Annotated in this window: 12 protein-coding genes and 1 tRNA gene; 10 read left to right on the top strand and 3 right to left on the bottom strand. The window is 35.9% G+C overall.

What is annotated here, in order from left to right:
- Nucleotides 1-138 precede the first annotated feature (138 nt).
- From rpsU to sucD, 3 genes are read left to right on the top strand one after another with little or no spacing between them, the layout of a single operon-like run.
- Complete coding sequence (rpsU, locus tag AAGD50_RS00955; protein ID WP_006279819.1) at nucleotides 139-339, top strand: 30S ribosomal protein S21; 201 nt, start codon at nucleotides 139-141, stop codon at nucleotides 337-339.
- Between the two features lie 37 nt (nucleotides 340-376).
- Complete coding sequence (gene sucC, locus AAGD50_RS00950; protein WP_015589445.1) at nucleotides 377-1,528, top strand: ADP-forming succinate--CoA ligase subunit beta; 1,152 nt, start codon at nucleotides 377-379, stop codon at nucleotides 1,526-1,528.
- Between the two features lie 3 nt (nucleotides 1,529-1,531).
- Nucleotides 1,532-2,407, top strand: coding sequence for a succinate--CoA ligase subunit alpha (gene sucD / locus AAGD50_RS00945; RefSeq protein ID WP_264723818.1), 876 nt, complete (start codon nucleotides 1,532-1,534; stop codon nucleotides 2,405-2,407).
- Nucleotides 2,408-2,415: 8 nt separating this feature from the next.
- On the opposite strand, the gene dapF is transcribed toward sucD, so the two are convergent.
- Nucleotides 2,416-3,204 carry a diaminopimelate epimerase gene (gene dapF, locus AAGD50_RS00940; protein ID WP_179951353.1) on the bottom strand — a complete coding sequence of 263 codons (789 nt, stop codon included), beginning with the start codon at nucleotides 3,202-3,204 and terminating at the stop codon, nucleotides 2,416-2,418.
- Nucleotides 3,185-3,772 (bottom strand): nitroreductase family protein, encoded by a 588-nt coding sequence (locus AAGD50_RS00935; RefSeq protein WP_151807513.1) that lies wholly within the window; start codon nucleotides 3,770-3,772, stop codon nucleotides 3,185-3,187. Before AAGD50_RS00935 ends, dapF begins: the two co-directional genes overlap by 20 nt.
- Before the next feature lie 85 nt (nucleotides 3,773-3,857).
- Here AAGD50_RS00935 and AAGD50_RS00930 point away from each other — a divergent pair, with 85 nt between their 5' ends.
- From AAGD50_RS00930 to petA, 6 genes are all read left to right on the top strand, one after another.
- Nucleotides 3,858-4,385, top strand: a complete 528-nt coding sequence (locus AAGD50_RS00930) for a biotin transporter BioY (protein WP_264723819.1) — start codon at nucleotides 3,858-3,860, stop codon at nucleotides 4,383-4,385.
- Nucleotides 4,382-4,783, top strand: a complete 402-nt coding sequence (locus AAGD50_RS00925) for a DUF1284 domain-containing protein (protein WP_174515668.1) — start codon at nucleotides 4,382-4,384, stop codon at nucleotides 4,781-4,783. Before AAGD50_RS00930 ends, AAGD50_RS00925 begins: the two co-directional genes overlap by 4 nt.
- A gap of 164 nt (nucleotides 4,784-4,947) precedes the next feature.
- On the top strand, nucleotides 4,948-5,823 hold the full coding sequence (locus tag AAGD50_RS00920; protein ID WP_007548480.1) for a tetratricopeptide repeat protein: 876 nt from the start codon (nucleotides 4,948-4,950) through the stop codon (nucleotides 5,821-5,823).
- A gap of 275 nt (nucleotides 5,824-6,098) precedes the next feature.
- Nucleotides 6,099-6,171, top strand: a tRNA-Val gene (locus AAGD50_RS00915).
- A gap of 52 nt (nucleotides 6,172-6,223) precedes the next feature.
- Nucleotides 6,224-8,932 carry a DNA topoisomerase (ATP-hydrolyzing) subunit A gene (gyrA, locus tag AAGD50_RS00910; protein ID WP_265041033.1) on the top strand — a complete coding sequence of 903 codons (2,709 nt, stop codon included), beginning with the start codon at nucleotides 6,224-6,226 and terminating at the stop codon, nucleotides 8,930-8,932.
- Between the two features lie 86 nt (nucleotides 8,933-9,018).
- The gene (petA, locus tag AAGD50_RS00905; RefSeq protein WP_182309809.1) at nucleotides 9,019-9,618 is read left to right on the top strand and encodes a ubiquinol-cytochrome c reductase iron-sulfur subunit; all 600 of its coding nucleotides are present in this window, start codon (nucleotides 9,019-9,021) and stop codon (nucleotides 9,616-9,618) included.
- Between the two features lie 9 nt (nucleotides 9,619-9,627).
- Here petA and priA read toward each other — a convergent pair whose 3' ends face one another.
- Nucleotides 9,628-11,970 carry a primosomal protein N' gene (gene priA / locus AAGD50_RS00900; RefSeq protein ID WP_341810062.1) on the bottom strand — a complete coding sequence of 781 codons (2,343 nt, stop codon included), beginning with the start codon at nucleotides 11,968-11,970 and terminating at the stop codon, nucleotides 9,628-9,630.
- 144 nt (nucleotides 11,971-12,114) lie between these two features.
- Here priA and AAGD50_RS00895 point away from each other — a divergent pair, with 144 nt between their 5' ends.
- Entirely contained in the window at nucleotides 12,115-13,899 is a 1,785-nt protein-coding gene (locus AAGD50_RS00895) for a hypothetical protein (RefSeq protein ID WP_010963093.1), read from the top strand.
- The last annotated feature ends 29 nt before the right edge of the window (nucleotides 13,900-13,928 follow it).

Here is a 13,928-nt window from a genome sequence, read left to right as displayed (position 1 = left end):
TGACACTGGAATGACATTATTCACCATGTAAATTATGGCATATTACATTTTAACGCTCAAGTTTATAAAATAATTGACAATGTTAATTTTCTAATTTATAAATAGATTTTGAAATGATTACCGAAGGAGGTATAGAGTTTGATAGAAGTATCAGTCCATTATGGTGATGTAGACAGAGCTCTTCCAGTATTGAAAAAAACAATTCAAAAGGAAGGAAGAGGGTTGAAAATGAAAAAACAATATCATGAAAAAAAATCAGAAAAAAGAGCTAAAAAGAAAGCTGAAGCTAAAAAAAAGAGGTACCAACAAGAGTGCAGAAGGCAACGTTATGGTTGGTAGTTTGTACTCAAGTTAATAGTTTATCATTGGTTATTTTATGAATATTCACGAATATCAAGCGAAAGAAGTTTTGCATAAATTTAATGTCCCAGTGCCAAAAGGTTTTGTTGCTACATCTGCAGAAGAAGTAAAGACTCAAGTAAGTCAATTAAAATCTGACGTGTTTGTAGTTAAAGCTCAAATTCATGCAGGTGGTAGGGGTAAAGCCGGTGGCGTAAAGCTAGCAAAGTCAGTTGAAGAAGCTCAACAGTTTGTAAAGGACATGATTGGTATGACTTTAGTTACTCATCAAACAGGGCCAAGCGGGCAGCAAGTAAGAAAAGTGTACGTTGAAGAAGGCTCAAGCATTAAGAAAGAGTATTATTTAAGCCTGGTAATCGACCCGAAGCTCAGTAGGCCAATATTCATATTTTCCTCAGAAGGTGGAATGGACATTGAAGAAGTGGCGAAAAATTCTCCTGCAAAAATTGTGAAATTTGATATTGATTCTGCTACAAGTTTTGATAGCAGCAAGTTAAGCAGCAGTTTTGATTTGAGTCCAGAACAAATAGAAAAGATATCGAACATTGCAAAAAAAATATATGATGCGTTTATTGCAACTGACGCGAGCCAAATTGAAATTAATCCACTGGTTGAAACAAATTCTGGAGATTTTATTGCGCTCGATGCGAAAATTAATTTCGATGACAATGCTTTATATCGTCACCCAGAAATTATGGAACTTCGTGATTATGATGAAGAAGTGAAAGAAGAGATAGAGGCTTCAAAATATGGGCTCAGTTACATCAAAATGGATGGCAGTATTGGTTGCATGGTAAACGGTGCAGGTCTTGCTATGGCAACAATGGATATAATAAAATACTACGGAGCAGAGCCTGCTAACTTTTTGGATGTTGGTGGTGGAGCGAGTAAAGAAACTGTAACTGAAGCATTTAAAATTATATTGTCTGATAGCAACGTAAAAGGAATTCTGGTTAACATATTTGGTGGTATAATGCGTTGCGATATTATTGCAAGTGGAATTGTTGCTGCTGCAAAAGAAATGAGCATTAAAGTTCCTCTAGTGGTTAGATTATCAGGTACTAACTTTGAAGAAGGAAAAAAAATTTTAGAAGAGTCGGGATTAAATATTATTGCTGCAGATGAACTGGGTGATGCTGCACAAAAGATAGTAAAAGAGGTAAAATAAAGCATGTCCGTTTTAGTAAACAAAGATACAAGATTAATATGCCAGGGTTTTACTGGTGCACAAGGCACATTTCATTCAGAGCAAGCAATTGATTACGGAACGAAAATGGTTGGCGGTGTAACTCCTGGAAAGGGTGGTAGCACTCACCTTAGTTTACCGGTTTTTAATACTGTAGCAGAAGCCAAAGAAAAAACCGGTGCAAATGCTACAGTTATATATGTACCTGCTAAATTTGCTGCTGCTGCAATACTTGAAGCAATAGATGCAAAAATAGAATTGATAGTTTGTATTACAGAGGGCATTCCTATACTTGATATGGTGAAAGTTAAGCGCGCGCTTGTTGATTCAAAAAGTCGATTGATTGGTCCCAACTGCCCGGGAATTATTACGCCTGAAGAGTGCAAAATAGGAATTATGCCTGGCCATATCCATAAGCGTGGACACATAGGAATTATGTCTCGCTCTGGAACTTTAACTTACGAAGCAGTAGCACAAACAACTGCTGTTGGTCTTGGTCAATCCACATGTATCGGAATTGGGGGGGATCCAGTTCATGGTATGACATTTGTTGACTGTATGGAGCTCTTTTTAAAAGATAACGATACTCATGGTATTGTAGTTATTGGTGAAATAGGTGGAAACGAAGAAGAAGATGTATCACATTTTGTGAAAACAGAAAAAACTAAAAAGCCAATCGTTGGTTTTGTAGCAGGCCAAACGGCACCTCCAGGAAGACGTATGGGACACGCTGGAGCAATCATCTCTTCCAGCGGTGGAAGTGCTGGTGCAAAACTAGAAGTTATGCGGAGTGCCGGGATTGCAATTGCTGAAACCCCTGCAGTAATTGGTAAGAAGGTATTGGAAGTAATGCATCACTAGAATTAGGGTCACAAAAACCCTATATCACCGGTCATGAATACGTTATTTGCCCATTCGATTAATAACTTCCCTCCTGGTAAATTTACTGAAGTCTGTTGGACAGTCAGATATCCACGTAGTGTGGATGTAACAAGTGCTGCACAGGCTGCACTACCGCATGATGCAGTAATGCCTGTACCTCTTTCCCAAACTCTTAAAGCTATTTCTCCAGACTTTTCAACTTGTGCAATACTAATATTAATTTTCTGAGGAAATAATACGTGACTTTCCAACTTTGATCCTAAACTTTGCAATGGTATTTCATTTACGTTATCAACAAAAAAAACTATGTGAGGATTACCAATATTTACTGCAACAGGATCTTTTAGCATTTCAAGCTCTATAGGTAAGTGAAGAGTGTCACACTCAGTAGACAAGGGAATTTCATGCCATTTTAGCAAAGGTTTGCCCATGTTAACCTTTATGGATTTATCACCCACTTTAAAACACTCTAAAATGCGTTTGTTTACCAGCTCAATAGTGATATACTCAGTACCTTTTTCTGACATTATCAAATATCCAACACAGCGTGCTGCGTTTCCGCACATTTCAGCTCGACTGCCATCAGCATTATAGATATGCATAAAACAGTCTGCAGCATTAGACATTGTTATAATTATCACTTGATCACAACTGCTTTGATCAGCAATTTGTCTATGGTTCCAGTCTAAATTGTTTGTTGAACGTGAGTCTATGATAACGAAGTTGTTACCAGTGCCGTGCATTTTGATAAAATTTTCAGGACCTTGGCCACTCATCATAAAAAAACATTTCTTCTATTGGTCTCCTTTTTTTCTTACTTGTTTCAGCGCCCTCTTCTTCGTAACCAACCGCTATCACTGACATTACGTTAAAGTCATTGGGTATATTGAACTCTTTCACTATTTTATCTCTATCAAATCCACCCATTTGATGGGCCATTAAGTTCATAACTGCAGCTTGTAACATAAGTCCATAATTTGCTGCACCAGTATCATGATTAGCCCAAAGATTTTCTCCTTTACCTTGTTTACGGAAGTTTTTAGCACTTAAAGATATGATTAACACTTGTGCATCTTTTGCCCATTTTTGATTAGATTCATCAAGGCAATTTAGCAGCTTTTCCCATGCGCTTTGATTGTTCTGTTTGTTGCATATTACGTATCTCCAGGGTTCATCACCAAAACATGAGGGAGTCAGCCTTACAGCTTCCATTAAAATATCCATGTCTTCCTGAGATATTGCTCTTGTAGGATCGTATGAACGTCCGCTGTGTCTTGCTTTCATCAACGATAATAGATCTTGTTTACTCATCATTTTTAATTTAATAGTGCATAAATAATTCATTGTAGCACAATATAAGCAAAATTTAAATTGCAAAACCTCTCATACACATATATTACATTTAATAAGTTATTTTTATTGGGAAGGTATGTTTATAACACAATCTAGCAGCAGATCAACACTGGCTGAAATATTGTCTTGCATTTTACTTTTATTCTTGATGGCTCAAATAAGCATACCATTGCAGCCTGTGCCTATCACATTGCAAACTTTAGGAGTAATGCTTATTGGGCTTAAATTTAACCGCAGAACAGCATTTTATTCTGTGCTTACATATCTATCACTTGGTGCAGCAGGATTGCCTGTTCTTGCGAATTTTTCTGGTGGTTATCACATTTTTCTCGGACCAACAGGTGGATATTTAATTGGCTGTTTAGCTGCCGTTATGGTAATGAGCAAAGTAAATGAATTACTGAACTCTAAGTATAAATCATTTGTGTGTAATTCTTTAAGTTGTCTGGCTGGTACAGTTATAATCTTTATTTGTGGTGTTAGTTGGCTTGCTGTTTACTTGGGTCTGAGACAAGCAATAATGGTGGGTGTTTTGCCATTTATCCTTCCTGGTTTGGTAAAAATTTTTCTACTTGTAGCAGCTTTGCAATATTTGAAAAAATGATAAAATTCCGCCCTCATCATTTCATGTGCACCCTCGCGTTTCGGGGATATGGGTATTCTCAGGGTTTTGTAGAAAATTATAAAAGGATAGCAAGCAAAGTAATTAGTACTCAAATCGAAGTAGTTGGTAACCTTGATAATATCTGTAGTGCTTGTCCAAATCAGACTAAACAAGGTAAATGCACCACACAAGCTAAAGTTTTAGAGCTAGATAGAAGGCATATGGAAATTTTAGGAATTAAAATTGGCGAGACTTTGACCTGGAGTGAAGCGGTAGAAAAGATTAGGGAGAAAATGTCTTTAGAGAAATTCGAGTACGCATGTGAGGGGTGCAACTGGCAGCCATATGGAATATGTAAAAATGCCCTTTTAAATTGTCATTCCTATAAAGGTAGTTGACAAAATGTTAAGATAAATCGAAGCATTTTTGTGGAAATAAAGCGAAATATGGAAGACAAAAGATAAATGCATTCTGAAAGGCTACACAGCATGTTCGTCCCGCTAATTAATAATATCTTTATTATTGTATGAGATAGGTAATTTAGCATTTATGAATTTGTAATGTGTTGCATATAGCTCAAAGAAATAAGGTTTACTGGTTACACGCTGCAGCCAATGCCACAACACTAGGACCTATGTTTATCTGCATGTTAATTTGCGTTGTGATTTTATGGAGGTCTTCTGTTACCTATGCTAGTGAAAATTTGGAGATACAGAAGGCCTTTGATAGTGTTGTCAAGCATATAAAAGCTGATAAAAAATATAAAGATCTTGATGTTATTGAGAGAAAAAGTGATAAATTTAACATCAAAATTGCGCAGAATTCTGGCAAGAGTTTTGACATATACTCTACTTTAAAAAAAGCAAAAGATTCCTTTGAATCAGGAGATAATGAAACAGCTATTTCTCTCCTTAATCAGATCATTGCAAAGTTTCCTTATCATAAAAATGCTTTAATTGGATTGGGAAATATTTATTACGCTAATAAAGAATACAAAAAAGCTGTAGAGATTTACACAAGACTGTTAAAAGAACACCCTAGTAACCCTTACATATTAAAAAATTTTCTGACGATAATCTCACAATATGATCCTGATCTGGCGTTGAGTGAAATGTTAAAATTGTATGATATACATAAAAATTATGCTCCTTTATTAGCAAATTTAGGTCTGATCTATATGAAAAAGGAGGATTATGTAAAAGGTAAAGAGTATATGATAACTGCTATTTCCCTCGATGAAAACAATATTTTTTATACTTATAATTTAGCTGTTATTCTAGATAAACTTTCAGATTTTCAAAATGCTACAATATTCTACTTAAAGTTGTTAAACATGGCTACAACTTCGAAAGATGTGAGTGAAAAAATACCTTTATACAAAGTGACAGCAAGACTAAAATTTATAAAACTTCACAGCACGCACCCAAAGATTTCATAAAAGCTTATAGCTTACCTAAAGCTAATTTATCGTATCTGTTCAGGCAATGGCGTCAACTTAAGGACACATTTTAGACTTCTGTGTTGAAATAAAACAGAAACAAAAGTGCTGTCCCTTGCACTCTTTGGATAATTTAATGGTAAAAGTTTTAGAGAGAAATTTTATACACTATCGCTGATATTTTTCCTTAAGTTGACGCCATTGGCTGAACGGATACAATTTATCGCTATTTTTGTTTACAATAATAATATTGAGCTATAGAATTAGATCTAAAGGGGCAATTAGCTCAGCTGGTAGAGCATCTCGTTTACACCGAGGAGGTCGGCAGTTCAAGTCTGTCATTGCCCATTTGCTTAACTGAATGTTAGTATTATTAATTACTTCAATTAAAGTATAGAAAATGCAGGATAATATAGTACCAATCTCAATAGTAAAAGAGCTGGAAGATTCTTATCTTTCCTACGCAATGAGCGTTATCATAAGCCGGGCTATACCTGACGTGCGAGATGGATTTAAACCTGTTCATAGGCGCATATTATATGCAATGTCGAGAGCTGGATTCGATGCTGGTAAGCCATATAAAAAGGCAGCTCGTATAGTAGGGGATGTAATGGGGAAATATCACCCACATGGTGATGCAGCTATTTACGATTCCTTGGTTAGAATGGCCCAAGATTTCTCTCTTCTTTTACCACTTGTTGATGGGCAAGGTAACTTTGGTTCGATAGACGGAGATCCACCAGCTTCAATGCGATACACAGAAGCAAGACTTCAAAAAGTGTCGCACTTTTTACTGAATGATATTGATGAAGATACAGTTAATTTTAGGCCAAACTACGATGGAAATGAAACAGAACCAGTTGTGCTGCCTGCAGAGTTTCCGAATCTATTGGTAAACGGTGCAAGTGGTGTTGCAGTTGGTATGGCAACCAATATTCCTTCTCATAATCTTGGAGAAATAATAGATGCTTGTATATTATATGTAGATAATCCTGAAGTTACTTTGGATGAGTTACTTGAAGTGATGCCAGGGCCGGATTTCCCAACTGGGGGAACGATTCTTGGAAGGTCTGGAATAAGATCAGCATTTGCAACGGGTCGTGGATCAATTGTTGTGCAAGGCAAGACTCACATAGAAGACCTGCCACAAGATAGGCAAGCAATAGTGATTGATGAAATACCTTACCAGGTAAATAAAGTAAAATTAATTGAGAAGATAGGTGAGCTTGTAAAAGAAAAAAGAATTGATGGCATAACAGAAATTAGGGATGAGTCCGATAAGTCTGGTATTAGAGTAGTAATTGACCTCAGAAGAAATGCTGAAGCAAGTTTTATACTTAATCAAATATTGGGACTAACTCCACTAAGAAGTAGTTTTAGTGTTAACACTTTAGTACTCAATAACAACAGACCTGCTTTGATGTCGTTAAAAGAAATCATAGCTGCTTTTGTTGACTTTAGAAAAGAAGTGTTAATCAGGAGAACAGAATTTCGTCTAAGAAAAACGAGAGAAAAAGCTCATATATATATAGGGCTCTACATTGCGGTCCTCAGCATAGATGAAGTGATAAAAATCATCCGCGGTGCAAAAGATCCTGCGGAAGCAAGTAGAGAACTTTTAAATAAAGAATGGAAAACTTCGAATGAAATCAACACTATCATCGAGTTGATTTCAGATAGCGCAAGCTTTTTGAAAGATGGAGTGTATAGATTAACTGAGCTACAAATTAAAGCTATCCTTGATATGAAACTGCAGCGTTTAACAGGCCTTGAAAAAGACAAATTAGAAGCTGAGCTAAGTTCAATGATCAACCTGATAAAAGAATATATCGCTTTTCTTGGCTCAGAAGAGAAGTTGATGAAGGAAATAAAAAACAATCTACAAGAAATAAAGAACAGATTTGCTGTGCCGCGAAAAACTTCAATAGAGGAATCAGATACGGACATTGAAGCTGAAGATCTAATTCCACAAGAGGATATGGTGATAACCGTAACTATGAATGGTTATATCAAGCGTGTGAAGCTTTCTCACTACAGAACTCAGCGTCGTGGTGGAAAAGGAAAGCTAGGACAAGGATTAAAAGAAGAGGATGTAATCACAAAATTATTTGTTGGGAATACCCACACTAGCCTCTTATTCTTTTCTAATATTGGTCGAGTTTATAGATTAAAAGTTTATAAGTTGCCTCTTGCAGAACCAACTGCACGTGGAAGAGCACTTGTTAACATATTTCCGCTTAGCGATGGTGAAACTATAACTAATATCATGCCATTGCCAAGTGAAAATGACGAAAATCAAAACATAGTTTTTGCTACTGCTCATGGAAACATAAGGCGTAACTCTTTAGCGGACTTTCACTATATTCCAAGCAATGGAAAAATAGCAATAAAGCTCGATGAAGGAGACAAATTAATATCGGTTAAAGTATGCAATGCAATTGATCATGTTTTTCTTTCAACAAGATTCGGCAAAAGTATCAGATTTGTTGTAAGTGATGTGCGTCAATTTAAAAGTCGCAATTCAGATGGCGTAAGAGGTATCAAACTTGCAAAGAATGACAGCGTGATATCCATGACCATATTAAATGGGATAGGTGTAGCAACAGAAACAAAAGAACTTTACTTAAAAGTTCCACTTGCAAAAAGACTGGGAACTGCAATTAATAACTCCATTGATTCTAAATTGGAAAAGACTTTAAATGATTTAGGAATAGATAACGAATTATTCTTAAAACTTGCAGTGAATGAGGAGTTTATATTAACTATTACTGAAAATGGCTTTGGTAAAAGAACTTCTGCGTATGAGTATAGAATAACTAACAGGGGTGGTGTTGGTATCACCAATATTCTTACTACTAGCAGAAATGGTAATGTTATTGCTAGTTTTCCAGTTGAGCAGGGTGATAATATAATGCTTATTACAGATAAAGGAAAGTTAATTCGTATTTCAGTAAATGATATCAGGATTGCAGGACGTAGCACTCAGGGAGTAACTCTATTTAAAACAGAAAGTAGAGAAAAGGTGGTGTCAGTAGCGAAAATTGAAGATCCTGATTCCACTGAAGATAGTATTTCTGAAGTTGAAAACTCTATCTCTTCTCAACTGTAGTACAGGTTAAACAAAAAGCGCAAGTTTTTGTTGATTAATACGCAGTATTTAAATTAAAATATATACTTATGGCTAAGTAAAGATCAATGGACAAAAATTTAACTAAAAATAAAAAACCACTGGCAGACAAAGAGGATAAAAAAACACCTCCTGTTAAAGATCTTACTAAAAATAAGAGTAGGAGAGATTTTATAACATTAACTACATGCGCTATGGCAGGTATAGGAGCTGCAAGTGGACTTTGGCCACTGGTTAAATCTATGAATCCTTCTGCTGAAGTTCTAGCAACTTCCACAGTGGAAGTGAATTTGTCTGGAATTCAGGAAGGACATGGAGTAAAAGTAAAGTGGCAAGGTAAACCAGTATTCATTCGTAGACGCACAAAGCAAGAAATTGAGGCTGCAAGAGCTGTGAATGTGAAGAGCTTGAGGGATCCTCAATTAGATGAGCAGAGAGTATACGAAGGAAAAGACGAATGGTTAATCATGATCGGAATATGTACACATCTTGGGTGTGTACCGGTTGACCACGCTACAAGAGATGGTAATGGTTGGTTCTGTCCTTGCCACGGTTCATATTATGATACATCAGGCCGAGTGATTGGGGGTCCTGCACCAAAAAATATGGTTGTACCTGATTATTTTTTTCCCAGTGAGAATGTTGTGGTAATTGGCAAGAAGGCTTAACGGAACTCGTTAAAAAAAACTCACAGGATCAACATCTATTATCACTGCAATACTCGAATTCAAGTTACAATTTTTAATCCAATATTTCAGCTTTTTTTGTATAGATAAACTGTGTTTATTGTGTATTTTTAATAATACCCTATACCGATACTTATTATTTAAAAAATTTATCGCTGCTGGTGATGGGCCAAGAATTTCAAATTCCTTTTTGTCTACACCTACATTTTTTTCCTGGATACAAGTAGTTAAGCTACTTGGATGACAAAGAAGAGATTTTACTATTTCATTCGCTGCTTTTTGTGTTGCAATCTGATTCTTACCACAAATGATAAGCGCTATTAATCTGCTAAATGGTGGCATTTTGGCTTCACGTCTTGACTTAAGTTCAATTTCATAAAATGAGTCCCTTTTTTGATGCAGCAATGCTTTTATTATTGAACTTTCAGGGTTATTGGTTTGCACTATTACCATTCCTTTTTCATTAAACCTTCCTGACCTGCCTGCAACTTGGTGCAATAATTGATACGTCTTTTCCGCTGCTCTCAAATCAGAATTTTCGAGGCTCAAATCTGCATTCATTACTCCAACCAAAGTTAATTTGGGAAAATTGTGCCCTTTAGCAATTATTTGTGTGCCGATTATAATGTTCACCTCTTCTTTCAACACTAAGTCAATTACGTTACTAACCGACTTTTGATCGCTGCTTATCATCGCAGTTTTTGCGTTTGGTATTAATTTCACCATTTCTTCAAGTAACTTTTCAATTCCTATGCCGTAGAGGGACAACGGCTGTTCACTTTGGCAATTAGAGCATTTTTCTGGAAGTTTCAATTGATAAGAGCAGTGGTGGCACAAAAGAGCATTTTTTTTCTTGTGATATGTAAGCCAAACAGCACAATTTAAGCAGGAAATTTTATATCCACACTTTTTACAAACTGCCAGTTGTGCATACCCTCTGCGGTTTAGAAAAAGCATAACCTGCTGTTTTTTCTCTATGGTTTGTTTGATGCTTTCAAAAAGCTCAGAGGAGATCCATTGCTTGTTGTTCCTCATATCTACTACTTTAATGAGTGGCAATTCTGCACCACCAAATCGTTTAGTTAGCTTTACATGATTGTAATTCCCGTTTTTAACATGATGAATCGTTTCAAGCAGTGGAGTAGCTGATGATAAAATAATCGGAATATTTTCAAATTTGGCTAAGATTATCGCCATATCTCGAGCATTATATATAATTCCCTGTTCTTGTTTAAAAGATGAGTCGTGCTCTTCATCAACGATAATCAATTTTAGGTTTTTATAAGGCAAAAAAAGCGCTGACCGTGCACCAATAATTATCTGCGCATTTCCATTTGCTATATTGAGCCAATTATTCCGGCGAGTTTTTGGAGTGAGCCCTGAGTGCCATTCAACTAAGTTTTTTGATATCTGACCGCGAACACGATTTACCAATTGTGAAGTTAAAACAATTTCAGGTAGGAGGATTAAAATTTGTGTATTACCTTCTCCTGATGTCATTTCAACATATTCTGGTGTCATACTAGTACGTGGCAAAGACGGTATGCTAAATGTTACAGTGGGTTTTGCCTTGAGTATAAAGGTGTCATTCCAGTGCTTGACACTGGAATCCAGGAATTTTGATTGTAAATTAGGTATTGGTTTTAAGTTAAAATAAACATTTGTAATGAGGTTATATGAAAAACTGGATCCCAGTGTCAGGCTACTCGGATGACACCCTCTTGGTAGACCCAAATCACAATGTTCGTACAGTTGTGTCTCTGGGCACTGGGATGGTAAAGTCTGAGCAGCATTTGGAACGGCAGTGTAATTCTTAATCAATTGTGCAATCACAGAGAGATAAACTTCCGTTTTTCCAGATCCTGTCTCACCGTCAAGCAAAGTCACTGAATACTCGTTCAAATTGCTGATTATTTTATCACTAGCTATCTGCTGTTCAGGGCTTAATTGGCAACTTATTTCACTTGTTTCCTGCTTTTGTTCAACACAAACCAATTTATCTATGTGATTTACTTTTAACACTCCTCCCATTATCACTTTGGCAAGCATACCAATAGGTATTAAATTGTATTGTGCAACCCACTCTGCAAATGCAATCAATTTTGGTCTAATATTTGGTAAATCGATTTTTTGCTCAATAAATTTTAATTCTCGGTTACTTTTATCACTGTATTTCCAAACTATTCCGATTAAGAGTTTTTTGCCAAATGGCACCACTACGTAATCTCCAAGTAAAATCTCAGTATTTTCCTCAATTGCATATGAAAATAACTGATCAATTGGAAGTGGTAGTAATACGTCAACTGTTTTTGCCATAGTGATTGAGTTTAACATTGTTTTAAAGAGCTTGTAACTTTATTAAGCTTGGCAATATAGATGAATCGGTACAGAGAAAATCTTAACGTTTAACACATTTTTCATAGTACAGACCGTATGATTGATAAATAAAATGATTTATAGAATTTGTGGAGGCTACCAATGGTCAACGACAAGATTACTTTGAACTTTGAAATAGAAAAAGGCGAACCTATAGATCGATACTACTTTTCTGCACATATAAAGCTTACAGATGAAAGCAAAAATCTTTTGCGCGAGAAGCTTGGCAGTACAATTCAATTCGATAATCTAGATGATCACTTCAATCTTAACCATGAGAATTTTTATATCTACTACAACAAATATAGTGAGCACAATGGTAGAAGTGAGCTACACGTTAGGGATGATAACGGTAAATATTTAACCTCCAATCTTCCACTTAATTACTATGGATTCTCAATGGAACTATCACCTGACGGAGCGTCAATTGCAGATTATGGTTTTTATCCTCTGTATGCAATCTATAACCCAAATCACTATGATAAAGCAAAGGAAAAAGTATTTGATGATCACGGTGAATTGTCACCAATTGCATCAAATGTGTTAGATAATTTTTTAAGCAACACAAATAGCTTAACCACACAAGATATATTACAAAATGTATTCTCACAACTGCAGAAGAAAGCTGATGAAGAAGCAGAAAGATTGGCAAGAGAGAGAGAAGCAGAAAGACAAAGGGAGGAAGAGTTAAATGAAAAGAACGAGGAGTTAAAAGAACTTGTAGAAAAGGATGAGATTAAAATATTCAAAGTGGTAAAAGGTAATGATTTAGGTAATGGGCATTCAGCAGTAGTTTTACAACTTGATGGGGAAGAAGGTGACAAGATACCTCTCGACTCTAGTAAATACTACATAGCAGAGTATAGACACCACCCAGAATGGGAAGGCGATGAATATTTAAATTTTGTTAGCCCTGATAGTGATATGCTGGTTAATTATGAAAACTTATTTTTTGTGCTCAATCAAAGCTCCTACTCAGACTTTGAAAGTGGGTTTTATTCAGAAAACAGAACCGATCCCCATAATTATGCTAAATATTCAAAGGAACCATATTTGAGTGGTGACCAGCTATCTGAAAAATTATCTAATGAATTGGAGGAAGATAGCAATCAGATAGGTACTGAATTTACAATTGATGATGAGCAAGTAGACGAAGAAGTTGTGGTAGAGAGTGAAGCCAAGTCTGGGGAGAAAGGAACGGTTGGTGAGGATAACGCAAAAAATACTATACAGGAAGAAGAATCTAACTATATAGATCAAATGCAAGCGGATGATAGCAGCAGTTATAAACCAGCTTTGCAAAGCAATCGTGATGATTATGCTGATACGAAAAAAGCTCTGCAGGAAAAATTGCATGGAGATGAAATACACAAGCAAAGTAATGAGAAAGCTCAAAAAGATATAGAAGTAAAAAAAGTAACTGTGGAAACTGACAGTAGCAGTAATAAGACTGAAAAACAAACAAAACCAACAGAAGATGAACAAGAAACTGTTATGGCAAGTGTGATAGAAAATATGGATAAAAATTCTGATATTGAAGCAGAAACTTCTAACAGTGTTGCAAATTCACAACATCCCTTAAAAATAAAGACAGGAAGTCCTCTTGAAGTGGGAAAGTATAAGGTGGAGCTGCAAGTGACATATGATGATGTAAAGAATTTTTATGATACCGTACGTGGTAAATATCATGCTGGCGATGGATATAACTACGAACAAGTAATGGTTTTATATAATGAAATTGTTAGGCCCGCTCACAATCATCATTACGAGCTGTTTACTCTTGATGAAGCACATGTTGCTAATGATCACCTGTTTATCAAGGGTCAGGATTTTGGAACTCTAAATGATTTTAATGAGATGTTCTATAAAAGTGATGAGTTAATGTGATGTAAAAAGCAAGATTCAATCTGGTGAAC

The sequence above is a fragment of the Wolbachia endosymbiont (group A) of Apotomis capreana genome (assembly GCF_964027025.1).
GTDB classification, from domain to species: domain Bacteria; phylum Pseudomonadota; class Alphaproteobacteria; order Rickettsiales; family Anaplasmataceae; genus Wolbachia; species Wolbachia pipientis.
Note: the sequence above shows the minus strand (reverse complement) of the source record. Positions and strands in the feature narration are given on the sequence as shown.